This is a genomic window from Tenacibaculum pelagium, assembly GCF_014062345.1.
Taxonomy (GTDB): domain Bacteria; phylum Bacteroidota; class Bacteroidia; order Flavobacteriales; family Flavobacteriaceae; genus Polaribacter; species Polaribacter pelagius.
Map to the genome: position 1 here is coordinate 281,419 of NZ_JACGLS010000002.1, position 23,107 is coordinate 304,525.

Consider the following 23,107-nt stretch of genomic DNA (forward strand, 5'->3'; position numbering starts at 1 on the left):
TTATTGTTAATTTTTGTTAAAACAGTGCGCCAAAATTACGCATTTTTCATCATCTTATGAAATAGAAAAAGAAAAATAGATAAATCCATAAAACATCCACAAAATGCCAGAAGATTGCACCTAGTTCAAACCCAAGCATATCGGTCGATGAATATTTCTTTTTAAAATGATTATAAATTACTACTAATAGCACAATTACCCCTGCTAACAAGTGTAAAACGTGCATAAATGTTATTCCTATAATAAAAGATGTAGATACAGTACTTTCTGGTCCTGTAAAATATAATCCTCCAGATCTTAACTCATAAAACCCTACATATTGATACCATACAAACCCTAATCCTAACACTAAAGTTGCTAGTAAAAAGATTAATGACATCTTTAAATCATCTTTCTTTAAAAAATTTCGAGAAATTAATAATGTAATACTACTTAATACAATTACTATAGTACTAATATAAAAAGCTTGTGGTAAATCGAAAGTAATCCAATCTTCACGTTTCATACTTACAACGTAAGCACTTGTTAGTCCTGCAAAAAACATTACCATACTAATCATGGCAACCCATAACATTGGTTTTGCTGACTTTTGCTTTCCTGCTTTTAATTCTTCCTGTAAAGTTTGTTCACTCATTAGTGTAAAAATTTATCTACCACATAAATTATTGGTACGATTGTAATATAAAAAACACTTGCCAGCATCAACTTTCTTGCATCTGTGTTTTCTTGTGTTTTATATAATTTAAACGCGTAATACAACATCAATACTCCTAATAACAAAACAATAACTGCTGTTAAAGGATAAATGTAAAACGCACCTGTTACTTTTAATACTGGAGCAACAGACATTAATATCATAATGCAGGTGTAAAAAATTATTTGCACAATAGCTCCTCTATCTTTTTTATCCATAGGAAGCATGTGTAATCCTGCTTTGTTATATTCTTCAAACTGCAACCAACCAATTGCCCAAAAATGTGGGAACTGCCAAAAAAACTGAATCATAAATAAAAATCCAGCTTCAATACCAAATTCACCAGTTGCAGCAACCCACCCTAACATAAAAGGAATTGCTCCTGGAATCGCACCCACAAACACTGCCAAAGGAGTTACCGCCTTTAGTGGTGTATAAGCACTTGTATATAAAAAGATAGAAATTGCACCAAACAATGCACATTTAGGATTAATCGCATATAAAATTGCAATACCAGCGATGGTAAAAATTGTGGCTATAATTAAAGCTGTTGTGGTTGACATTCTACCTGCTGGTAACGGACGATTCTTCGTACGTTGCATCACAGCATCAATATCCTTCTCTATTACTTGGTTAAAAGCATTCGATGCTCCTACCATTAAATATCCACCAATAGCCAATAATAAAACAGTAGTATAGTCTATTGTTTCAGCTCCTAATAAGTAACCTGTAATAGAAGTAAACACAACACTTACCGATAAACCAACTTTAGTTAGTTGTTTAAAATCGTTAAAGAGTGATTTAACAGAGGGTTTAGTATGTGCAGGTGAAACAGAATCCACTTCTTATTTTAAAAATTTTTGCAAAGATATTTCTTTCTTATGTAATGACCATATATTTTGATGTTAATTGAAAAGAGAAAAAAAATTAAAAACTGTTTTGCAATTTAAAAAATGGTGTTATATTTGCACCCGCATTCGCAGTAATGCACAAGTTCATTAAAATAATTTTTGACTACGCGAAAGTAGCTCAGGGGTAGAGCATCACCTTGCCAAGGTGGGGGTCGCGGGTTCAAATCCCGTCTTTCGCTCTGAGACTTTCTTTAAAAATATACCAAGATTTGATTATTTTTAATCAAATATGCTGAAGTGGTGGAATTGGTAGACACGTTGGACTTAAAATCCAATGAGCCGTAATGCTCGTGCGGGTTCAAGTCCCGCCTTCAGTACCACAAGCCTCGCTTTTATTAGCGAGGCTTATTTTTAAAAAAGTCAAAACAAGATATACCATGCTGAAGTGGTGGAATTGGTAGACACGTTGGACTTAAAATCCAATGGGCCGTAATGCCCGTGCGGGTTCAAGTCCCGCCTTCAGTACTAAGCCTTAACATTTATTTGTTAAGGCTTTTTTATTTTATATACTTTTGGAATATTCTTTGTAATGTATTGTTTAAATTAACGTCTATACTATCAGCTTAAAACAAAAAACATGCGAAAGATATTTTTAATAGTTTGTATTACTTTCTTCACAAACACTTTTAGTCAAACCTCAACCCTTAATTCGTTATTAAAAAAACATGTTGATACTAAAGGAAATGTAAACTACAAAGCCTTTAAAAAAGATGAAACTAAACTAGATAGTTATTTAGAGTATTTAAATACAACTTCTCCAAAGAAAAATTGGTCTGCTTCAAAAACAAAAGCTTTTTGGGTTAACGCCTATAATGCATACACTATAAAGTTAATACTTGACAACTATCCTTTAAAAAGTATTTTAAAAATTAAAAAGAAAGGAAAGGATGCTTGGAATATTCCTTTTGCAAAAGTTGGAGGAAAAGCTTACACCTTAAATCATATTGAGCACGAAATTTTAAGAAAAGATTTTAATGATCCAAAAATTCACGTTGGTGTAAATTGCGCATCAGGTTCATGTCCGCAATTAGGAAATTTTGCTTTTTCTGAAGCTAATTACACTACCAAAACAAAAGAACTGATGAAAAAATTCATCAATGACCCAACTAGAAATAAAATTTCAGGCAAAAAAGTACAATTATCTAAAATATTCGAATGGTTTAAAGGAGATTTCACCAAAAAAGGTTCTTTAATCGATTTTTTAAACAAATATTCGAATACTAAAATTGACAAGAATGCTAAAATTAGCTTTTTAGAATATAATTGGAGTTTAAATGGAAAGTAAGTAACGTAGTTATTTTAGTAAACTATTAGTATTTTTACTTTCAACTAGAAAATAAAACAAATGTCTAAAACATATTACGATCCTGCTGACTTACGTAAGTTTGGAAAGATAACAGAATGGAGCGAAGAACTTGGAAACAAGTTCTTTGATTATTATGGAAAAGTATTTGAAGAAGGGGCTTTAACAGCTCGCGAAAAATCGTTAATTGCTTTAGCTGTTGCACATACAGAACAATGCCCATACTGTATTGATGCCTACTCTAAAGACGGATTGCAACGCGGAATTACCAAAGAAGAAATGATGGAAGCCATTCATGTTGGTGCAGCTATAAAAAGTGGCGCAACATTAGTACACGGAGTTCAAATGATGAACAAAGTGAATAAATTAGAAATGTAAAATGAAGAAATCTCTTCAAGCAAGAAATAACGATTTAGCAAACACCCAACGTCAGTTAGAAATCTTATCAAACGGGATTTTTGCTGACGGTGAGTTACCCACGTTTGCAAAAAAAATTAAGGAAACAAATCAGTTCCCATTACGTCCTAAAAAATTAGAAATTCTTCAAATTAATTTAGGATATATGTGCAACCAAGTTTGTGCACATTGTCACGTTGATGCTGGCCCAGATCGTAAAGAAATTATGACGATTGAAACCATGCAACAATGTTTAGATGTCATTAAAAATACAGGAGCACATACTTTAGATTTAACTGGTGGTGCACCAGAAATGAATCCAAATTTTCGTTGGTTTGTAGAGGAAGCTTCAAAAGCAGGAATTAAAGATTTTATTGTTCGTTCTAACTTAACCATTATTAGAGCTAATAAAAAGTATTACGATTTACCTGAGTTCTTTAAAAAACATAACGTTCATGTAGTTTCTTCTATGCCCCACTGGACGCGTGGTAAAACTGACAAACAACGTGGTGATGGGGTTTTTGATAAATCTATCAAAGCATTACAAATGCTAAATGAGGTTGGATATGGAATAGAAGGAACTAACTTAAAATTAGATTTGGTATATAATCCTTCAGGAGCATTTTTACCAGGAGATCAAGCCGCTTTAGAATCTGATTTTAAAAAAGCATTGAAAGAAGACTTCAATATTGAATTCAATTCTCTTTTTGCAATTACCAATTTACCAATCAGTAGGTTTTTAGATTACTTAATTGCTTCTGAGAATTATGAAGACTATATGTATGCTTTGGTAGAAGCTTACAATCCTATGGCTGTTGAAAATGTAATGTGTACAAATACATTATCGGTAAGTTGGGATGGATATTTATACGATTGCGACTTTAATCAGATGTTGAATTTAAAAGTAAATTCTAAAGTAAAACATATATCTGATTATAATGAAGAATTGTTACAAAACCGAAACATCATTATCAACCAACACTGCTACGGATGTACTTCTGGTGCAGGAAGTAGCTGTCAAGGAACTGTAGCCTAATGAAAAAACTTGTTTTCTTTTTTATATTGATTTCTCTCAATTCTTTTTCGCAAAAGAACTTGAAACAATTATTAAAGAAACACAATTCAGAAAACGCTCCTTATATCTCTGTAAGTGATTTAAAAAAAGAAGGAAGCAACGTTGTTTTATTAGACGCTCGCGAACTCAAAGAATTCAAAGTAAGTCATCTTAAAAACGCAACTTGTGTGGGTTATGATAATTTTGACCTTAACAAAACAATCAAGAAATTACCATCAGACAAAACCACAAAAATCGTGGTGTATTGTTCTTTAGGAATTCGTTCTGAAGATGTTGCTGAAAAAATTAAGAATACTGGCTATAATAATGTTTACAATCTATATGGCGGGATTTTCGAATGGAAAAACCAAGACAACACAGTTGTAAATTCTAAAAATAAGCCAACTAAAAAAGTTCACACTTTTAACAAAGAATGGAGCAAATGGCTCTTAAAAGGAGAAAAGATTTATGAGTAAAAACTTACTGCTAATTTTTACAAGAAATCCTGAGTTAGGAAAAGCAAAAACACGTTTGGCAAAATCAGTTGGGGATGAAACTGCTTTAGATATCTATAAATTTTTATTAAACAGAACCAAAGAAATTACTCAAGATTTAACCTGTGATAAAGTAGTGTACTATTCAGTAAAAGTTCGCAACAATGATATTTGGGATGCTAAAATTTACCAAAAGCATCAACAAGAAGGAGAAGATTTAGGTTTTAGAATGCAAAATGCTTTTCAAAATTCTTTTAATGCTGGTTATGATAAAGTAATGATTATTGGTAGCGATTTGTACGATTTAACCCCAAATCACATTAACGAAGCATTTAACAAACTAGACAACAATGATGTTGTTATTGGTCCTGCAGAAGATGGTGGGTATTATCTTCTTGGGATGAAAAATTTACAACCTAACATTTTTGAAAACAAAGCTTGGGGAACAGAAACTGTTAGAAAAGACACCCTAAATGATTTACAAAAAGTAAGTGTACATTTGCTAGAAGAATTAAACGATGTAGATGTGATTGAAGACATTGAAAACCATCCAGCATTTCAAAAATTTTTGAATATTTAGAATGAAGAAACAACAACTACAAGAAACAATAGATTTTTTAAAATCAAACGGAATTTCAAATCCTCAAATAGGAATTGTATTAGGAACCGGCTTAGGTAAACTAGTAGATGAAATAACTATTGAAAAAGAAATTCAATATTCAGAAATTCCACATTTTCCTCAAGCAACGGTAGAGTTCCATTCAGGAAAATTAATTTACGGGGAATTATCAGGAAAAAAAGTTGTGGTAATGTCTGGTCGCTTTCATTTATATGAAGGCTATAATTTGTGGGAAGTTACTTATGGTATCAGAACAATGCACGGTTTAGGAATATCTACTTTATTAATTTCTAATGCAGCTGGAGCTATCAATCTTTCGTATAAAAAAGGAGATTTAATGCTATTAGAAGATCATTTAAATTTACAAGGAGGTTCTCCTTTAGCATTTAAAGGAGCAAACGAATTCGGAAACATTTTTGCGGATATGTTAGAGCCTTATTCAAAAAAAATCAACAATCAACTGAAAGCTATCGCTAAAGAAAACGACATACAATTGCATGAAGGAATGTACGCAAGTGTTGTCGGCCCACAACTAGAAACTAGAGCAGAATATAGAATGTTACAAATTTTAGAGGCGGATGCAGTTGGTATGAGTACTGTACCCGAAGTAATTGTAGCAAAACAAATTGGTTTGCCTTGTGCAGCAGTTTCTGTATTAACAGACGAGTGTGACCCGAAGAATTTACAACCGGTAGATATTGGAGAAATCATTGCTATAGCTGGAAAAGCAGAACCAAAAATGATTACCTTATTTAAAGAATTGATTAAAGAATTATGAGTTATTTAGAAACTACACATAACGTTTATAAAGAAGCAGCACTAACACCAGATGTTGGTTTGTGTTGCACTACGAATCCTATTTGGGAATTACCGGGATTAAAGATTCCACGCATTATGCAAGAAATGAATTACGGATGCGGTTCTACTGTACATGCTCGCGATTTAACCAACAATCCAAAAATGTTATACGTTGGTGTTGGTGGCGGAATGGAGTTATTACAATTTGCATACTTCAACAGAAATAAAGGTGGTGTAATTGGTTTAGATGTGGTTGATGAAATGTTAGAAGCATCTCGTAAAAACTTTAAAGAAGCAGAAGAAATGAACCCTTGGTTTAAGTCTGATTTTGTAGATTTAAGAAAAGGTGATGCGATGAATTTACCTGTAGAAGATAATTCGATTGATGTTGCGGCACAAAACTGCTTATTCAATATTTTTAAGGAAGATGATTTACAAAAAGCCATTGCGGAAATGTATCGTGTATTAAAACCACACGGACGTTTGGTAATGAGTGATCCTACTTGTGAGCAAGAAATGAATGATGAGTTACGTAACGACGAACGCTTACGTGCACTTTGTTTAAGTGGAAGTTTATCGATTGCTAATTATGTAAAAGCATTAACCGATGCTGGTTTTGGAACTATTGAAATTAGAGCCAGAAAACCTTACAGAATCTTAGACCCAAAGAATTACCCAACCGATGAGTTGATTTATATAGAATCTATTGAAGTAGCTGCTATCAAAGACCCAATGCCTGCAGACGGACCTTGCGTTTTTACAGGAAAAGCTGCTATTTATTATGGAGATGAAGATTATTTTGATGATGGAGCAGGACATACTTTATTAAAAAATCAGCCTTTAGCTATTTGCGATAAAACAGCATCAGCATTAAAAGCTTTAGGTAGAGACGATATTTATTTTTCAGAATCTACCTACCATTACGATGGTGGCGGATGCTGTTAAATTTCTTTTAAAAGAATTGAAACCCTTGCTTCTAGCAAGGGTTTTTCTTTATCTTTAAATCAAAATTATTGACGTTATGAAACGCATACAACTTTTTGAGTTTGAAGATTTCCATTGGCTTCCGCCATTTATTAGGTCTAGCATCACTAACCTATTGGCTTTATTGCTAAAAATGCTAAAAACCAAAGATATTGTTGCTGTTCTTATTCACGATATTAAAAAGCAACATGATTTTAAACAAATTGTTGATTTAGGCTCTGGTTCTGGTGGAGTGATGATTGATGTAATTGAAGAAATAAATAAAAATAATAATACGCCTGTTAACTTATTACTTACCGATTTATATCCAAACACCTCAGTTGTAAGCAACATTAACAATTTAAACATTAAAAATGTTCACTATCTAAAGGAATCGTTAAATGCAACTGATTTTAAAAATGCTCCTGAAGGGTTAAAAACAATGATGAATAGTTTTCATCATATGCCACCAGAAAGCGCAAAAAAGATTTTAAAAACCGCACAAGAAAACAAACAACCTTTACTGATTTACGAAATGGGAGAAAACAACATCCCAACATTACTTTGGTGGTTACTATTACCTATTTCAATCGTAATTATGGTAGTAATGGTACTTTTTATGACTCCTTTTGTAAAAAACCTCACATTTAAGCAAGTACTATTTACTTATTTAATCCCTATAATTCCGTTCATATACGCTTGGGACGGACAAGCTTCTTTAGTTAGAATGTACACATTTAAGGATGTAGAAAACTATTTACTAAAAGACTTAGAAAACGATTCTTATTCATGGAAGATTGACCATGCTAAAAACTTAAAAGAAAAAAAGCAAGGGTATTATATTTTGGGGTTACCTGAAGAAAAAACAGTTAAGTAGATAAAACAAGGTGAATGTTTTATTATCCGGAAATACTTAACCTAAAAACAATATATTTGATTAGATATAACTAGTTGGCAAACATTAAAAACTTATAGAATATTTAAAATGATAAATAGAATAAAGAACTTTCTACCTGCTCTAATCATAGCTGGTATAATAATTTTCTCAGTAAAACTATTTGTTGCTAAAAAGGAGACAAATAAAGAGGAATTAATGAATAATGGAAATAAAACAGAAGCTATTATAAAGGACATTAAATACGATTATTATTTTATTAACAAAGCTCGTAAAAAACAATATTATTATAAGTTAACTTTAAACTATAATGACTTACAAGGGAATTTATATAAAAACTATGTTTCAATTAATGATTATGATTTCAAGGAAAAAAAAATAGGAGACAAAATTGAAATTTTTTATTCTACTGAAAATTCTAAAGAAATAACTTTAGTTGACTACCAAAAAATACACAAAACACCTGAAAGAATTTTACTACCTAATGACTTGTTAAGTATAAATAAAAACAAGAATACAAAATCAATTTACGATAACTTAAATAAAATCAGTTATGGATGGGAAGTAGACCAAAATGATTCTACTTTATTTTTAAACAAAAGAAAGAAAAGCTTTATATATGTGAGGAAAGACTCAATAGCTTATTATCATAATTCATTTCTTAATAATCAAATATTAGAAAACGACTTAAATCAATTTGAAAAAATAGAATCAAAAAGAGTAGCTAAAAAACTTATAAACATTGATCTTTTTGAACCAAAAAGCAAACCTCTCCAGAATTTTAAAATGCGAAGTCTTGTAAATCATTATCAAAAAGATAATTTGAATTTCTATTCATCCGAAATCAATGACTATTCCAATAAACCTTGGTTTTCATTAGTTTTAAAAACAACTATTGATAGAAAAAATTAAAATAGGTGTTGAATTTATAGAAAAAAACGATTTGCCAACACAGTGTATAATTAATGGCTAATTCTTGCCTACTTACGAAAATCCTCGTGGATTTTCTATTTGGTTTGTATTTGCTAAATTAGGTACCTAAACACGCCACTAATCATACACAAACACGTTGTATGCAACCTGTCGAAAAAGGAATACCAAAATGCTTGAAAGTGAAAAAGAATACATAGAAACGAAAAGAATAAAAGACGGAGAATCTACTTTAGAATACCCCTTTAATCAATTACAAGATTGGTTTAATCTCAATTATGGAGTTGCACCAATTAATTTCATTTATGAAATTTTGCCTCATAACAATAAGCCTAGATTGAATTTAGTTTGGGAAAAAGATTCTGACAAGGACGTATTTCTTACCAACTGGAGAGATTATGGAGAAAAGGAGAAAGAAATAATTTATGAATTTCAAAGGATTACAAAACTTGACACTAAATATTCAACCGACAAACTGTTTGTTATAAATGATAACTTTAGCGGTCGTGTTCTATCAATAGCAAATCAAAAAATAGAAGAACTTGAAATTGAAAAATTAAAAAAGAAATTTATTGACCGTGGTCTTTGGAAAATTATGAAAAACTTTTCTGGAGTAATTTTATTTTTAAATACTCAAAAAGATAAAGAAGTTTGGGAAAGCCAAAAGATTAAAGAAGAGTTTTCAGAGAGTTATTCTGAGATTTTAGGAAAATATGAGCACTATGGATATACTAATGAAATTAAGACTCATGTAATTTTAGATTCAAAAGAAAGAATTGACAACGAATATAATGGAGACTTCAATCGATTTATGAGAAATATGTAAAAAGGCAGCATACAACAAAGGCTATAATTCAGCGTGGCGATAGCACTAAAACAAAGAACATTAATAATGATTAGCTTGATTTCTATGCGGAATCATAGCCAAGACCGTTACCTACAATTTGAAAAATGCGAACCCTTATCATAATTTTAGCTTTAATCATAGTTTCCTGTAAAGGACAAAAGAAGAAGAGTATTCTTACCAAAAGACCACCATCAGAAAGTATAATAACTTCTGAATACGAGTTAATCAAGGCTGAAAAACAAAAAGGTTTATTAATTTTATTTCCTTGCTTTCCTTGTGATGCCAAAAACACATTATCTGAATTTAAAATTTCGGATATAAGCATAGAAAATGAGTTTTCAATTTTGGCAATGAACTTGAACCAACGTTTATTTTTGACACAAATAGAAAAACAAGAGTTGGTTGAACAGTTAGAAAAAATAGTTTCCGAAAATAATCTACCAAAAGAAAACGTATTTATTGGCGGCTTTTCAAGTGGTGGAAATGTAAGTCTTTTAATCAGTGATTACCTTATTCAGAATGAAAGCAAAATTCAACCCAAAGGAGTATTTGTTGTAGATTCACCTATTGACCTTTTAGCACTTTATAAAACGGCTCAAAAAAACTTAAAAATAAATTTTTCACAGCCTTCTATTCAAGAGGCAACGTGGATAAAAAACTTTTTTGACAAAGAATTTGGAAACCCGAAAGACGGAATAACTAATTATGAAAATAATTCACCTTTCACTCTTGAAACACAAAACATCCAAAATTTAAGGAACCTTAAAAATCTAAAAATTAGACTTTACACAGAACCTGATTTAAAATGGTGGCAAGAGAACAGAAAAAACGATTATGAAGACCTAAATGCCTATTATCTTAAAAAGTTATCAGATAAATTAAAAACAGAGTTCGGAAGTAAAAATATTGAATTTACAGAAACAAAGAATAGAGGTTATCGTGCAAACGGAGAAAGACATCCACATTCTTGGGCAGTCGTAAACGAAAAAAATTTAATAAAATGGATGACAGAATAAAAACTACTGTTGATTTATCTTAAGCAAACAACGTAGCAAAAGCTTCTTCAATTTTACTGACTAAAATCAGTTTTATAGAGTGGTTTTTACTCGTAATTTTATTGTATTTAGAAGTTACAAATGTTTTATAACCTAATTTTTCAGCTTCAGTAATTCGTTGGTCTATTTTAGATACTGGGCGTATTTCACCAGCTAAACCAACTTCAGCAGCGAAACATACGTTCGGGTTAATCGCCATATCTTGATTTGATGATAAAATAGCAGCGACTACCGCTAAATCTATTGCAGGATCATCTACATGAATTCCTCCGGTTACGTTTAAAAACACATCTTTAGCACCTAATTTAAAACCTGCACGTTTTTCTAAAACTGCCAAAATCATATGCAAACGCTTTAAGTTGTAACCTGTGGTAGTACGTTGCGGTGTTCCGTAAACAGCTGTAGAAACCAACGCTTGTATTTCTATCATTAACGGACGAATTCCTTCTAAGGTAGAAGCAATAGCAGTTCCACTTAAATCAGCATCTTTTTTTGATATTAATATTTCTGAAGGATTTGATACTTCTCGTAATCCACTAGACAACATCTCGTAAATCCCCAACTCAGCAGTAGAACCAAAACGGTTTTTTTGCGAACGTAAAATACGGTAAGTGTGATTTCTATCTCCTTCAAATTGTAAAACTACATCTACCATGTGTTCTAAAATTTTAGGACCCGCAATATTTCCTTCTTTATTAATATGACCAATTAACAAAACTGGAGTTGCTGTTTCTTTGGCAAACTTTATCAATTCAGCAGAAGTTTCACGTATTTGAGAAATACTTCCTGGTGAAGCTTCAATAGAATTGGTGTGTAATGTTTGAATAGAATCAATTACCAACACATCAGGTTGCACTTCTTCTATATTTTTAAAAATTTGTTGTGTATTAGTTTCGGTAAGAATTAAACAATTAGAATTTTTCATATCCAATCGTTCAGCACGCATTTTTATTTGAGACTGACTTTCTTCACCAGAAACATACAATACTTTTTGTGGTATTTGTAAGGCTATTTGTAATAATAAAGTTGACTTACCAATTCCTGGTTCACCACCTAATAAAACGACTGCTCCTTTAACTAAACCCCCACCAAGAACCGTATCTAATTCTTTATTTCGAGTGCCAAAGCGCTCTTCTGGGTTTAACTGAATATCTTCTACTCGTAAAGGTTTGGCAACTCTTTTTTCTACATTGGTTGGCGTTTTCCAATTCCTTTTTTCTTCTTTCTGAATTACTTCTTCAACAATGGTATTCCATTCTTTACAAGCATAACATTGCCCAGTCCATTTTGCATGTTGCGTTCCACAATGCTGACAGAAAAAAGTAGTTTTGGTTTTAGCCATTCGGTTTGTAAGATTTACTTACAAAGAAAAGAAAACTATTTGTTTTTATTATAGATAGGTAATAGTAAAAATGCGAGTCCTCCGAAAACAATAATCATAAGAGTTTGGGCTGTCCACATAATCCAACCAAAGGCTGTTGCTGGCTCTTCAGGTACTCCAAACAAAGCTAAAGCTCCTGCCACCGCTACTGGATACAAACCAATACCTCCATTGGTTGCTGCAATACTAAATCCACCTGCAATAAAACCGATTAACACTCCACCAAAAGGCACATTTAATCCTTCAATCGCTGGTATCGTAGCCCAAAACATAGCTACATACATTACCCAAATAAATATAGTATGAAAAATGAATGCCCATTTGTGCTCCATTTTAAAAATACTAGTAGCTCCTTCAACTAAACCAGCTATAAATTTCTTAATCTTTAAACCAATTCCTGATTGTGCTTTTTTGACATATCTACGAAGTAAGATAAAACCAAGAATTACCACCCCTAAAATTAGTGCAATTTTTGTTGGATTAAAATTCTTCGTTAATAGATCGTAAATAAAATCGAATTGAACAAAAAGAGTAATTGTTATGATGCACAACATCATAATCATGTCGGCAATTCGTTCAGCTACAATAGTACCAAAACCTTTTTCAAACGGAATATCTTCGTAATTTGTCATTACTGCAGCACGAGAAACCTCTCCTGCTCTTGGCACCGCATAATTTACTAAATACGCTACTAAAACTGCCATAGTACTGTTACCGAAATCTGGTTTATATCCCATTGGTTCTAATAAGAACTTCCAACGATAAGCTCTTGATAAATGACTCAAGATTCCGAAAAACAATCCTAAAGCAATCCACCAATAATTGGCATCTTTAAAATATTGTAATAATGTATCTATGGATACTTTTGATAATGAATACCAAACTAAAAAACCTCCCAAAGCGAGAGGCAATATAACTTTTAAGATTTTTTTTGCTGACAAACTCAAACTACTCTAATAAATTATTCTCTTCGTTAGGAAACACTAACTGTGGTTTGAATTTTTTTGCTTCTTCAAGCTCCATAAAAGCATATACTATTAAAATAAGTATATCTCCTTTTTGAACTCTACGAGCAGCAGCTCCATTTAAAGTAATTTCGCCACTTTTTCTTGGACCTGGAATTGCATAAGTTTCTAAACGCTCACCATTGTTATTATTTACAATCTGAACTCTTTCTCCTTCAATAATTCCAGCAGCATCCATTAAATCTTCGTCAATGGTGATGCTTCCTATATAATTTAAATCCGCATTAGTTACTTTAACACGGTGTATTTTAGATTTTACTACTTGTACTAACATACGGCAAAAATAGATGTTTTTTGATGATTAATGAGTTGTTTTTGATGAATTTATTTCAAACGAATATTATCAATCAAACGAATCTCTCCTGCAAAAACGGCTATAAAACCTCTGTATTTTTTGTTTGGTTCGATGACTGTTGCTGTTTGTAATGTTTTCTCATCTGCAATGGTAAAATACTCTAATTCTAATAACGGTTGTTTTTTGAATTGTTTCTCAACCCATTGCGTTAATTCATTAGCATTTTTTGTGCCAAATTTTTTCTTTGCTTTCTTTAAAGTTTTATAAATAAAAGGAGCGACTTCTCTATGTTCTTTTGTTAAACGAGTATTACGAGAACTCATTGCTAATCCATCATCTTCTCGATAAATATCGCAGCCTTTAATTTTAACTGGTAGATTATGCTTTTCTACCATTTTTTTAATGATTTGCAATTGTTGAAAATCCTTTTTTCCGAAATAAGCTTTATCTGGATTCAATATTTCAAACAAAGTTTTCACGATAGTTCCCACTCCATCGAAATGACCATCTCTGAATTTTCCTTCCATTTGATGCTCCAATCCGTCAAAATCAAATTTATCAGAAGCAATATTTTCTGCATAAATTTCTTCTACCGAAGGAAAAAATAATACATCGCAATCCACACTTTCTAATAACTTAACATCATTATCAAATGTTTTCGGGTACTTAACTAAATCTTCTTTATTATCAAACTGTGTAGGATTTACAAAAATACTAACAACTGCTAAATCGTTTTTCTTTTTGGCTCTTTTTACAAGCGATAAATGCCCTTCGTGCAAAGCCCCCATAGTAGGTACAAATCCGATTGATTTATCAAGACTCTTTTGTTGTGATAAAAAATCTTTTAATTCTGATTTAATTTTAAAAATTTTCATTCTCTAATAGTTGGAATCCATGCAAAATTAGCAATTTAACACCATTTTAGCATAAATTTTCGTATTTTTGCAGCTTCAATTTAAGAGAAAGATTTAATGAAGGACAAGAGAATATTATATGTTTCGTCTGAGGTAACACCTTATTTACCAGAAACAGAATTATCGTCTACTGCATTTAACGTTGCTAAAAATGCACATTCTAAAGGAGTTCAAACCCGTATTTTCATGCCTCGTTTTGGGGTAATTAATGAAAGAAGACATCAATTACATGAAGTAATTCGTTTGTCTGGGATGAATTTAATTATTAACGACATGGATATGCCTTTAATAATTAAAGTTGCTTCAATTCCTAAAGAAAGAATGCAAGTTTATTTCATTGATAACGATGAATATTTTAAGCGTAAAGCCGTATATTCTGATGAAGATGACAAATTGTTTGATGACAATGATGAACGTATGATTTTCTTCGCCAAAGGAGTTGTTGAGACCGTTAAAAAATTAAACTGGGCTCCAGACATTATTCATGTTCATGGATGGATGGCTTCTTTACTTCCGTTATATTTAAGAGAATTTTATAAGGAGGAACCATTGTTTGCAGAAAGTAAGATTGTAACTTCGCTGTATGATAAGAATTTTGATGGTGAATTAAATGGTGAATTAGCAAATAAAATTCGTTTTGATAAAGTTGAGGAATCAAAAATTTCAACAATAGAAACACCAAACTACACTAATATTTTAAAGAGTGCTATCGAAAATTCAGACGCTATTGTTAAAGGTAGCGAAAGTTTATCTGATGAACTAGAAGCTTTTATCACAAACAGTGATGCTAAAGTTTTAGAATTTCAATCAGAAGAAGTTTTAACTGAATCTTATTTAGAATTTTACAAAGAAAACGTTTTAGAATTAAGCGAATAATAACAGAAATGATTAGAAAAATTGGTGCTTTAGGTATTAGCTTACTATGTTTAGGAGCTATAATATCATGTGAAAAAGATTTTAACGACATAGGAACTAATGTTGTTAGCAATACAAAGTTTGAAACCGGTGAGATTTTATTAGATGTAGAAATTACAACAGCTAATGATGACCCTTCTTTAGATTTGGAGAGTGTTCGAGCAGATAACATTGCTATTGGTGCTTTAGGAGAATATTGGCTAGGAGTTTATAAAAGTAATCACTACAAAACAATTGAATCCTCAATTGTGAGCCAATTAGGTTTTATAAATAGTCCAAAAAATGAAGATGTAAAAGCTGCTACAGCTAATGGAGAAATTGATTCTATCTATGTTTTAGATAAAGTAATATTAAAACTTCCCTATACAGCAACTAGCATTAGAGAAACTGGTGATACTAAACCTAAATTTAGATTTGACTCTTTATTAGGCAACCCAAATTTAGCTACTTCATTAAAAGTTTTTAGAAATAATACTTATTTAAATAATTTAAACCCTACTAACCCATCAGCTTCTAATAGTTTTCAATCTGATGCAATATATCAAGTTTTAGATCCTGTAACAGATTTATTAAATGAAGATGGAGATTTTAAATTTCTACCAGCTCAAAAAGACTCAATGTTTGTCTTCAAAAGACATTACAGTAATGGTAATGAATTCAATGATACTATCAAGCTAGAAAACAAAGCTCCTTTTATTGCAGTTCCTTTAGATATTACTAAAATGAAATCTGTTTTTTGGAATAATTTTAAAAATGATCAGTTTAAAACAAAGGATGCTTTTAATAATTTTTTTAGAGGGTTGATTGTTAAATCTGAAGGGACAGATGGTTTAATGGTTCCATTATCTCTTACAGGAAATAGTGCTTCAGCCTCTTTAGAATTTTACTATACTATAAGTAGATATGAAAAAAAAGAAGGCATAACTGATTTAGTATTTAAAGATACTGTACCTTCTAGTTATTCTTTTCCATTATCAGGTATAAGAAATAGCATATACAATATGTCTCCTGGAACTACATCACCACCTGCAAATAATTTTGTTATACAAGGTACTGCGGGAACAATGGCTAAGATTAAAATCTTAGACAGCGCTAAGCTCCAAGAACTAAAAAGTAATAATTGGTTAATCAATGATGCTTCTTTAAGTTTTCATGTAAATCAAAATGTCAATACAGACAAAAATATAATACCTCAAAGATTATTTGTTTATCAAGATAAAGACAACGGGAATGGAGGTACTACCCCAACTCAATTAACAGATTCTTATAAAGAAGTTGCCACTTTTGGAGGAAATATAGAATTAACAGAAGATAATAAACCTGAAAAGTACACTTTTAGAATCACTGATTATATTTCTGATTTACTAGATGGTACTACAAATGACATTTCACCTTTAATTTTAAAGGTTTACAATAATCCAACTGACAATGCTGTAAATAACAATGCATTAGATGTCAATGTAAAATCTTATAACTGGAACCCTAGAGGTGTGACATTATTGGATGGAAACGAAACTGCTAACGGTGCAAAAAGAGCAGTGTTAAAAATATCATATTCAAAAGAAAAATAAGAAATTGTTATGTGTGGAATAACAGGATATATTGGAGAAAGAGAAGCTTATCCTATTGTAATTAACGGGTTAAAACGTTTAGAATATAGAGGCTATGACAGTGCTGGAATCATGATGTATGATGGTGAAACAATGCACTTATCTAAAACCAAAGGAAAGGTTTCTGATTTAGAAATTATAACCAATAAAGACGAAAAAAGAAAAAAAGGGCAAATAGGTATTGGACATACTCGCTGGGCTACACATGGAGTGCCTAATGACACAAATTCTCATCCACATTTTTCTCAATCTGGGGATTTAGTAATCGTTCATAATGGGATTATTGAAAACTATGATACCATTAAAAAAGAATTAATTTCTAGAGGTTATGAGTTTAAAAGTGATACTGATACAGAAGTTTTAGTAAATCTTATTGAAGAAGTTAAAAAAACTGAAGGGTGTAAATTAGGAAAAGCTGTCCAACTTGCACTTACCAATGTAATTGGAGCTTATGCAATTGCCGTTTTTGATAAAACGAAACCTAATGAATTAATTGTTGCTCGTTTAGGAAGTCCAATTGCTATTGGTGTTGGAAAAAATAATGAAGAATTTTTTGTTGCATCTGATGCTTCTCCTTTTATAGAATACACTAAAGACGCCATTTATTTAGAAGATGGTGAATTAGCCATTATCAAAAAAAATAAAGGTATTAAGGTTCGTGTTATAGAAAACGACAAAGAAGTTGATGCCAACATCCAAGAACTTCAGTTAAGCTTAGATCAAATTGAAAAAGGTGGTTTTGACCACTTTATGTTAAAAGAAATTCATGAGCAACCTAAAGCTATTATAGATACTTATAGAGGTAGAATGTTAGCTGATGAAGGCATCATTCGCATGGCTGGTGTTGATGATAATATGTCAAAATTTTTAAATGCAGATAGAATCATTATCATTGCTTGTGGTACATCATGGCATGCTGGTTTAGTTGGAGAATATTTATTTGAAGACATGGCACGTATTCCTGTTGAAGTTGAGTACGCTTCAGAATTTAGATATAGAAACCCTATAATTACACCTAAAGACGTAGTGATTGCAATTTCCCAATCTGGTGAAACTGCTGATACTTTAGCTGCTATTAAACTTGCTAAATCTAAAGGAGCATTTGTATTTGGTGTATGTAATGTTGTTGGTTCATCTATTGCTAGAGAAACACATGCTGGGGCTTATACCCATGCTGGACCAGAAATTGGAGTCGCTTCAACAAAAGCATTTACAACTCAAATTACTGTGTTAACTTTAATTGCATTAAAACTTGCACAAGAAAAAGGTACTTTATCAAAATCTGCTGTAAATAATTATTTGCAAACGATGCAGCAAATTCCTTCTCAAGTTGAAAAGCTATTAGAAATTGATTCTAAAATTCAAGAAATAGCCGCTGTTTATAAAGATGCTAAAAACTGTTTATACTTAGGTCGTGGATTTAACTTCCCAGTAGCATTAGAAGGTGCTTTGAAATTAAAAGAGATTTCATATATACACGCTGAAGGATATCCCGCTGCAGAAATGAAACATGGACCTATCGCTTTAATTGACGAAAATATGCCAATATTTGTTATCGCAACAAATAAAGGACATTATGAAAAAGTGGTGAGTAACATTCAAGAAATTAAATCTAGAAGTGGAAAAATCATTGCAATAGTTACAGAAGGTGATGAAACTGTAAAAGAAATTGCTGATCATGTAATTGAAATTCCAGATACTGAAGAAGCGTTAACTCCTTTATTAACTACTATTCCTTTTCAATTATTATCATACCACATTGCTGTTATGTTAGACAAGAATGTGGATCAACCTAGAAACTTAGCTAAATCGGTTACAGTTGAGTAATTGGTTTAACTTTTAAATAATAAAAAAATCCCGAGATACAATCTCGGGGTTTTTTTATTCATCTTTTTCAAAAACAGTATATACGGGAAAGTGATCTGAAAAACCTCCTTGATACCAAGGACCAATGTATGTTCTAAATGGACTATCTTTAAATTTTCCTTTATAAAAACGCAACCAATCATTCTTTAAAATATTTGCCCTTAAAAATGTATGTTTACTTTTTTCAGTGTCAAAAAAACCTCTTGAAAAAATAATCTGATCAAACAAATGCCATTTTTTGTAAAAAGTTAAAGTACCTTCTCCTTTTTCAAACAGAGGTTTCATTGGATTATATAGATCATCAGTAACTAAGTAATCTTTTATACTCTCACTTGTTGGATCATCATTAAAATCACCCATAATAATGAATTTAGAATCTTTATTATCTAACTTTATTTCATCAATTACTTCATGCACTAATTTTGCAGCCTCAATTCGTTTATGCTTAGTCTCTTCATCCCCATCTCTTCTTGATGGCCAGTGATTAACTAAAACATTTATCAATTCTCCATTTAATTTTCCTTTAACAACTAGAAGATCTCTAGTATAATCTACTTCACCTCCTTCATCAGTTAAATACAATGGATGATTACTAGAAGAAATAACTTCGAAAAAATCTTTATTATACATCAAAGCAACATCAATACCTCTTTCATCTTGTGAATCATAATGCACATAATTATAATTGAATTTTGATAAGTTTTTATGTTTAATTAAATCCTTGATGACTTTTGCATTTTCAACTTCAACCAAACCAACTATAGCAGGTGGAAAAGCAGATTGATTACTACCTAATTGACTTATAACAGAAGTGATTTTCTTTATTTTGTGCTTATATTTTTTTGCATTCCATCTTCGTTTACTTAACGGTGTAAAATCATCATCCGCAGTTAGTGGGTTATCAACTGTATCAAATAAATTTTCTACATTATAAAAAGCAATTGTAAATCTGTTTTTTCTTCTAGCTCTAGTCATTAGTTCATATTTATTTACCGAAATTACGAAAAATAAAAAGCACGCTAATTATAGCGTGCTTTAAATATATTATTGAAGTTATTTATTATACAACTCCTTGATCTAACATAGCATCGGCAACTTTAACGAAACCAGCAATGTTTGCTCCTTTTACGTAATCTACAAACCCATCAGCTTGAGTACCATAGGCAACACAAGAAGCATGAATATCGTTCATAATTTGGTGTAATTTACCATCAACTTCTTCTCTAGTCCAGTTGTAACGTAAAGAGTTTTGAGACATCTCTAAACCAGATGTCGCAACTCCACCTGCATTTGATGCTTTTCCTGGAGCGAATAAAATCTTCGCTTCTAAGAAAGCTTCAACAGCTTCTGGTGTAGAAGGCATGTTTGCACCTTCAGCAACACAGATACATCCGTTAGCTAATAATGTTTTTGCTTCTTCACCGTTTAACTCATTTTGAGTTGCACATGGTAAAGCTACGTCACATTTAGTTCCCCAAGGTCTTTCACCTTTAAAGAATTTTGCGTTTGGATACTTTTCTACATACTCATGAATTCTTCCACGACGTACATTTTTAATCTCCATAACGTATGCTAATTTCTCAGCATCAATTCCATCTTCATCTAAAATATATCCAGAAGAATCAGACATTGTAACTACTTTTCCTCCTAATTGAGTTACTTTTTCAGTAGCATACTGAGCAACGTTTCCAGAACCAGAAACCACTACAGTTTTACCATTAAAAGAATCTCCTTTAGTTTTTAGCATGTTTTCAGCAAAATAAACATCACCGTAACCTGTTGCTTCTGGTCTTATTAAAGAACCACCCCAAGTAGCACCTTTACCAGTTAAAACACCAACAAATTCGTTACGTAATTTTTTATATTGACCAAACATGAATCCGATTTCTCTTCCTCCGACACCAATATCTCCAGCAGGGACATCAGTATTAGCACCGATATGACGGAATAATTCAGACATAAAAGCTTGACAAAATGCCATTACTTCTCTATCAGATTTTCCTTTAGGGTTAAAGTCAGAACCTCCTTTTCCTCCACCCATTGGTAAAGTAGTTAAAGAGTTTTTGAAAACTTGCTCGAATCCTAAAAACTTTAAGATTGATAAGTTTACTGATGGATGAAAACGTAAACCTCCTTTGTATGGCCCGATTGCAGAGTTAAACTCAACTCTATAACCTCTGTTCACTTGCGTTTCACCATTATCATCTACCCAAGGAACTCTAAACATTAAAGTTCTCTCTGGCTCAACCATTCTTTCTAACAATTTTTTCCCTTGATATTTAGGATTGTTTTCAATAAATGGAATTACAGTTTCTGCAACTTCATGTACTGCTTGCAAAAATTCTGGCTCATTAGAATTACGTTCCTTAACGTAATCCATAAATGCATTTATTTTAGATTCCATAATCTAGTTGTTGTATTATTATTATTTTAATAATTTCGTTAGGCAAATATAATTAATTTACAATTTGCTGAATTTAAAAAAGGCAATTATTTGCCTAATTTTTCACTTTTTGCAATCGTTTTCTTTACAATGATTTCAATAGTCGATAACTCTTGTTAAAACCTACACAACTTTGATATAAAAATCTTAAATTTGCAGCCTAATTTTTGATAAAAACGATGTTAGACAAGGTAAAAGAATTGATTGGTGATGTACAAGCTTTCAAAGCTACTTCTAAAGAAGAAGTGGAAGCTTTTAGAATAAAATATTTAGGAAGTAAAGGTTTATTAAAAGATTTATTTGCTGAATTTAAAAATGTTGATGCCGAATTAAGAAAAGCTTTTGGTCAAGCTTTAAATAACTTAAAGCAATCTGCCGAAGGTAAAGTAGCTGAATTAAACGACGCTTTAGAAAGCGCTGTTGAAGAAAAAGGAATCTATGGAGATTTAACGCGTCCATCGGAGCCAATTAATTTAGGTTCTCGCCACCCGATATCTTTAGTAAAAAATCAAATTATTGAAGTTTTTAATAGAATTGGGTTTACCGTTTCTGAAGGACCAGAGATAGAAGATGATTGGCATAATTTTACAGCATTAAATTTACCTGAGTATCACCCGGCACGTGATATGCAGGACACTTTTTTTATCGACAAGAATCCTGATACTTTATTAAGAACACATACCTCATCGGTACAAGTTCGCTATATGGAAAACAACGAACCACCAATTCGTACAATTTCTCCGGGTCGTGTTTTTAGAAACGAAGATATTTCTGCGCGAGCACACTGTATCTTTCATCAAGTAGAAGGTTTATATATTGATACTGATGTTTCTTTTGCCGATTTAAAGCAAACACTTTTATATTTTACTAAAGAGATGTTTGGTAAATCTAAAATCAGATTACGTCCTTCTTATTTCCCATTTACTGAGCCAAGTGCTGAAGTAGATATTTACTGGGGATTAGAAACTGAAACTGATTATAGAATTACCAAAGGAACTGGGTGGTTAGAAATTATGGGGTGCGGTATGGTAGATCCTAACGTATTAAAGAACGCCAATATAGATCCTACTAAATATTCTGGATATGCATTCGGAATGGGAATTGAGCGTATTGCCATGTTATTATATCAAATTCCAGATATCCGCATGTTTTATGAAAATGATAAGCGTTTCTTAGAGCAATTCAAATCAGTTATTTAATACAACATATATAGACGAAAGAATAACCGCTTTCGTCTTTCTTTTTAAAAGAATTATAAATGAAAAAAGACATTCAAATACCTAATGTAACTAATGTAGAAGTTGCTGTTGTTTTAGATAAAAACTCACAAGACAGCTCTGATGAATGGGGAGTGTATATTATAAACAGGAAAGAAATAGACATAGAAATGGTTGTTATTGTTTCTCAAGGTTTTTCTGAAACAAAAAAAACGTCATTATTCCGTAGAAAAATAGATGTGCTACCTGCAAATTCATTTTCTAAGTTCGAAATAATGCAACCAGAGTTATTTGCTTTAGACAATCAATTTCAGGTTACTTTTTTTGAAAACAATCAATTACACGACAAAACCTTTATTTTCCAAGCTGAAACTATTCAAAAAGGATTTTTAAGAGATATCGATATCTTAGGTAAAAAAGGAGTACTTATCAAATAGATTTCAATTTAAAAACACACTAAAGAGCAATATTCGTTAATAAAT

24 protein-coding genes and 3 tRNA genes are annotated in these 23,107 nt (G+C 31.6%); 19 read left to right on the forward strand and 8 right to left on the reverse strand.

What is annotated here, in order from left to right; genetic code table 11:
• Window positions 1-49: 49 nt before the first annotated feature.
• A complete protein-coding gene (locus tag H3Z83_RS06380) occupies window positions 50-634 on the reverse strand; it encodes a cytochrome c oxidase subunit 3 (protein WP_182124652.1) in 585 nt (194 codons plus the stop codon).
• Complete coding sequence (gene cyoE / locus H3Z83_RS06385) at window positions 634-1,536, reverse strand: heme o synthase (protein WP_182124653.1); 903 nt, start codon at window positions 1,534-1,536, stop codon at window positions 634-636. Before cyoE ends, H3Z83_RS06380 begins: the two co-directional genes overlap by 1 nt.
• 176 nt (window positions 1,537-1,712) lie before the next feature.
• Here cyoE and H3Z83_RS06390 point away from each other — a divergent pair.
• From H3Z83_RS06390 to H3Z83_RS06455, 14 genes are all read left to right on the forward strand, one after another.
• Window positions 1,713-1,784: transfer RNA gene (locus H3Z83_RS06390), tRNA-Gly, on the forward strand.
• A gap of 52 nt (window positions 1,785-1,836) precedes the next feature.
• A tRNA-Leu gene (locus H3Z83_RS06395) sits at window positions 1,837-1,925 on the forward strand.
• Between the two features lie 59 nt (window positions 1,926-1,984).
• Window positions 1,985-2,070 (forward strand) — tRNA-Leu (locus tag H3Z83_RS06400).
• 112 nt (window positions 2,071-2,182) lie between these two features.
• A complete protein-coding gene (locus tag H3Z83_RS06405; RefSeq protein ID WP_182124654.1) occupies window positions 2,183-2,890 on the forward strand; it encodes a DUF547 domain-containing protein in 708 nt (235 codons plus the stop codon).
• A 60-nt stretch (window positions 2,891-2,950) separates the two neighbouring features.
• The gene (locus H3Z83_RS06410; protein WP_182124655.1) at window positions 2,951-3,286 is read left to right on the forward strand and encodes an arsenosugar biosynthesis-associated peroxidase-like protein; all 336 of its coding nucleotides are present in this window, start codon (window positions 2,951-2,953) and stop codon (window positions 3,284-3,286) included.
• Between the two features lies 1 nt (window position 3,287).
• Window positions 3,288-4,340, forward strand: a complete 1,053-nt coding sequence (gene arsS, locus H3Z83_RS06415; protein ID WP_182124656.1) for an arsenosugar biosynthesis radical SAM (seleno)protein ArsS — start codon at window positions 3,288-3,290, stop codon at window positions 4,338-4,340.
• Window positions 4,340-4,834 (forward strand): rhodanese-like domain-containing protein, encoded by a 495-nt coding sequence (locus H3Z83_RS06420; RefSeq protein ID WP_182124657.1) that lies wholly within the window; start codon window positions 4,340-4,342, stop codon window positions 4,832-4,834. Before arsS ends, H3Z83_RS06420 begins: the two co-directional genes overlap by 1 nt.
• The gene (locus tag H3Z83_RS06425) at window positions 4,827-5,432 is read left to right on the forward strand and encodes a TIGR04282 family arsenosugar biosynthesis glycosyltransferase (protein ID WP_182124658.1); all 606 of its coding nucleotides are present in this window, start codon (window positions 4,827-4,829) and stop codon (window positions 5,430-5,432) included. The genes H3Z83_RS06420 and H3Z83_RS06425 overlap by 8 nt, the downstream gene beginning before the upstream one ends.
• Before the next feature lies 1 nt (window position 5,433).
• On the forward strand, window positions 5,434-6,249 hold the full coding sequence (locus H3Z83_RS06430; RefSeq protein WP_182124659.1) for a purine-nucleoside phosphorylase: 816 nt from the start codon (window positions 5,434-5,436) through the stop codon (window positions 6,247-6,249).
• Window positions 6,246-7,214, forward strand: a complete 969-nt coding sequence (gene arsM, locus H3Z83_RS06435; protein WP_182124660.1) for an arsenosugar biosynthesis arsenite methyltransferase ArsM — start codon at window positions 6,246-6,248, stop codon at window positions 7,212-7,214. Before H3Z83_RS06430 ends, arsM begins: the two co-directional genes overlap by 4 nt.
• 76 nt (window positions 7,215-7,290) lie before the next feature.
• Window positions 7,291-8,109 carry a hypothetical protein gene (locus H3Z83_RS06440; RefSeq protein ID WP_182124661.1) on the forward strand — a complete coding sequence of 273 codons (819 nt, stop codon included), beginning with the start codon at window positions 7,291-7,293 and terminating at the stop codon, window positions 8,107-8,109.
• A 108-nt stretch (window positions 8,110-8,217) separates the two neighbouring features.
• Window positions 8,218-9,039, forward strand: a complete 822-nt coding sequence (locus H3Z83_RS06445) for a hypothetical protein (RefSeq protein ID WP_182124662.1) — start codon at window positions 8,218-8,220, stop codon at window positions 9,037-9,039.
• A 190-nt stretch (window positions 9,040-9,229) separates the two neighbouring features.
• A complete protein-coding gene (locus H3Z83_RS06450; RefSeq protein ID WP_182124663.1) occupies window positions 9,230-9,883 on the forward strand; it encodes a hypothetical protein in 654 nt (217 codons plus the stop codon).
• 125 nt (window positions 9,884-10,008) lie between these two features.
• A complete protein-coding gene (locus H3Z83_RS06455; protein ID WP_182124664.1) occupies window positions 10,009-10,920 on the forward strand; it encodes a hypothetical protein in 912 nt (303 codons plus the stop codon).
• A gap of 19 nt (window positions 10,921-10,939) precedes the next feature.
• Here H3Z83_RS06455 and radA read toward each other — a convergent pair whose 3' ends face one another.
• Genes radA through panC form a run of 4 tightly spaced genes read right to left on the reverse strand, consistent with a single transcriptional unit; the run spans window position 10,940 to window position 14,535 of the window.
• Window positions 10,940-12,301: a DNA repair protein RadA gene (gene radA, locus H3Z83_RS06460; RefSeq protein WP_182124665.1), complete on the reverse strand. Its 1,362-nt coding sequence runs from the start codon at window positions 12,299-12,301 to the stop codon at window positions 10,940-10,942.
• 35 nt (window positions 12,302-12,336) lie between these two features.
• Window positions 12,337-13,287, reverse strand: a complete 951-nt coding sequence (locus tag H3Z83_RS06465) for a lysylphosphatidylglycerol synthase transmembrane domain-containing protein (RefSeq protein WP_394366241.1) — start codon at window positions 13,285-13,287, stop codon at window positions 12,337-12,339.
• Window position 13,288: 1 nt separating this feature from the next.
• A complete protein-coding gene (gene panD, locus H3Z83_RS06470) occupies window positions 13,289-13,639 on the reverse strand; it encodes an aspartate 1-decarboxylase (RefSeq protein WP_115899453.1) in 351 nt (116 codons plus the stop codon).
• Between the two features lie 50 nt (window positions 13,640-13,689).
• Window positions 13,690-14,535, reverse strand: coding sequence for a pantoate--beta-alanine ligase (gene panC, locus H3Z83_RS06475; protein WP_182124667.1), 846 nt, complete (start codon window positions 14,533-14,535; stop codon window positions 13,690-13,692).
• Between the two features lie 96 nt (window positions 14,536-14,631).
• On the opposite strand from panC, the gene H3Z83_RS06480 reads away from it, so the two are divergent.
• From H3Z83_RS06480 to glmS, 3 genes are read left to right on the forward strand one after another with little or no spacing between them, the layout of a single operon-like run.
• Entirely contained in the window at window positions 14,632-15,450 is an 819-nt protein-coding gene (locus tag H3Z83_RS06480; protein ID WP_182124668.1) for a glycogen/starch synthase, read from the forward strand.
• Between the two features lie 8 nt (window positions 15,451-15,458).
• Window positions 15,459-17,060: a DUF4270 family protein gene (locus H3Z83_RS06485; RefSeq protein ID WP_182124669.1), complete on the forward strand. Its 1,602-nt coding sequence runs from the start codon at window positions 15,459-15,461 to the stop codon at window positions 17,058-17,060.
• A gap of 9 nt (window positions 17,061-17,069) precedes the next feature.
• Window positions 17,070-18,926, forward strand: coding sequence for a glutamine--fructose-6-phosphate transaminase (isomerizing) (glmS, locus tag H3Z83_RS06490; RefSeq protein WP_182124670.1), 1,857 nt, complete (start codon window positions 17,070-17,072; stop codon window positions 18,924-18,926).
• Between the two features lie 54 nt (window positions 18,927-18,980).
• Here the strand turns inward: glmS and H3Z83_RS06495 are convergent, their stop codons facing one another.
• Both H3Z83_RS06495 and gdhA read right to left on the reverse strand, forming a co-directional pair.
• Entirely contained in the window at window positions 18,981-19,940 is a 960-nt protein-coding gene (locus H3Z83_RS06495) for an endonuclease/exonuclease/phosphatase family protein (protein ID WP_182124671.1), read from the reverse strand.
• Between the two features lie 85 nt (window positions 19,941-20,025).
• Window positions 20,026-21,369, reverse strand: coding sequence for an NADP-specific glutamate dehydrogenase (gene gdhA, locus H3Z83_RS06500; protein WP_182124672.1), 1,344 nt, complete (start codon window positions 21,367-21,369; stop codon window positions 20,026-20,028).
• A 218-nt stretch (window positions 21,370-21,587) separates the two neighbouring features.
• Between gdhA and pheS the strand changes: the two genes are divergently transcribed.
• Both pheS and H3Z83_RS06510 read left to right on the forward strand, forming a co-directional pair.
• On the forward strand, window positions 21,588-22,607 hold the full coding sequence (pheS, locus tag H3Z83_RS06505) for a phenylalanine--tRNA ligase subunit alpha (protein WP_182124673.1): 1,020 nt from the start codon (window positions 21,588-21,590) through the stop codon (window positions 22,605-22,607).
• Window positions 22,608-22,666: 59 nt separating this feature from the next.
• Window positions 22,667-23,062: a hypothetical protein gene (locus H3Z83_RS06510; protein ID WP_182124674.1), complete on the forward strand. Its 396-nt coding sequence runs from the start codon at window positions 22,667-22,669 to the stop codon at window positions 23,060-23,062.
• Window positions 23,063-23,107: the final 45 nt, after the last annotated feature.

What these genes read in the sequence shown, in the direction of transcription:
- H3Z83_RS06440 (WP_182124661.1), top strand. Translation starts at nt 7,291, where the DNA reads ATGAAACGCATACAACTTTTTGAGTTTGAAGATTTCCATTGGCTTCCG.
- H3Z83_RS06485 (WP_182124669.1), top strand. Translation starts at nt 15,459, where the DNA reads ATGATTAGAAAAATTGGTGCTTTAGGTATTAGCTTACTATGTTTAGGA.
- pheS (WP_182124673.1), top strand. Translation starts at nt 21,588, where the DNA reads ATGTTAGACAAGGTAAAAGAATTGATTGGTGATGTACAAGCTTTCAAA.
- H3Z83_RS06480 (WP_182124668.1), top strand. Translation starts at nt 14,632, where the DNA reads ATGAAGGACAAGAGAATATTATATGTTTCGTCTGAGGTAACACCTTAT.
- gdhA (WP_182124672.1), bottom strand. Translation starts at nt 21,369, where the DNA reads ATGGAATCTAAAATAAATGCATTTATGGATTACGTTAAGGAACGTAAT.
- panD (WP_115899453.1), bottom strand. Translation starts at nt 13,639, where the DNA reads ATGTTAGTACAAGTAGTAAAATCTAAAATACACCGTGTTAAAGTAACT.
- radA (WP_182124665.1), bottom strand. Translation starts at nt 12,301, where the DNA reads ATGGCTAAAACCAAAACTACTTTTTTCTGTCAGCATTGTGGAACGCAA.
- H3Z83_RS06450 (WP_182124663.1), top strand. Translation starts at nt 9,230, where the DNA reads ATGCTTGAAAGTGAAAAAGAATACATAGAAACGAAAAGAATAAAAGAC.
- H3Z83_RS06405 (WP_182124654.1), top strand. Translation starts at nt 2,183, where the DNA reads ATGCGAAAGATATTTTTAATAGTTTGTATTACTTTCTTCACAAACACT.
- arsS (WP_182124656.1), top strand. Translation starts at nt 3,288, where the DNA reads ATGAAGAAATCTCTTCAAGCAAGAAATAACGATTTAGCAAACACCCAA.
- H3Z83_RS06425 (WP_182124658.1), top strand. Translation starts at nt 4,827, where the DNA reads ATGAGTAAAAACTTACTGCTAATTTTTACAAGAAATCCTGAGTTAGGA.
- H3Z83_RS06495 (WP_182124671.1), bottom strand. Translation starts at nt 19,940, where the DNA reads ATGACTAGAGCTAGAAGAAAAAACAGATTTACAATTGCTTTTTATAAT.
- H3Z83_RS06410 (WP_182124655.1), top strand. Translation starts at nt 2,951, where the DNA reads ATGTCTAAAACATATTACGATCCTGCTGACTTACGTAAGTTTGGAAAG.
- glmS (WP_182124670.1), top strand. Translation starts at nt 17,070, where the DNA reads ATGTGTGGAATAACAGGATATATTGGAGAAAGAGAAGCTTATCCTATT.
- H3Z83_RS06420 (WP_182124657.1), top strand. Translation starts at nt 4,340, where the DNA reads ATGAAAAAACTTGTTTTCTTTTTTATATTGATTTCTCTCAATTCTTTT.
- H3Z83_RS06380 (WP_182124652.1), bottom strand. Translation starts at nt 634, where the DNA reads ATGAGTGAACAAACTTTACAGGAAGAATTAAAAGCAGGAAAGCAAAAG.
- panC (WP_182124667.1), bottom strand. Translation starts at nt 14,535, where the DNA reads ATGAAAATTTTTAAAATTAAATCAGAATTAAAAGATTTTTTATCACAA.
- H3Z83_RS06455 (WP_182124664.1), top strand. Translation starts at nt 10,009, where the DNA reads ATGCGAACCCTTATCATAATTTTAGCTTTAATCATAGTTTCCTGTAAA.
- H3Z83_RS06510 (WP_182124674.1), top strand. Translation starts at nt 22,667, where the DNA reads ATGAAAAAAGACATTCAAATACCTAATGTAACTAATGTAGAAGTTGCT.
- H3Z83_RS06445 (WP_182124662.1), top strand. Translation starts at nt 8,218, where the DNA reads ATGATAAATAGAATAAAGAACTTTCTACCTGCTCTAATCATAGCTGGT.
- arsM (WP_182124660.1), top strand. Translation starts at nt 6,246, where the DNA reads ATGAGTTATTTAGAAACTACACATAACGTTTATAAAGAAGCAGCACTA.
- H3Z83_RS06430 (WP_182124659.1), top strand. Translation starts at nt 5,434, where the DNA reads ATGAAGAAACAACAACTACAAGAAACAATAGATTTTTTAAAATCAAAC.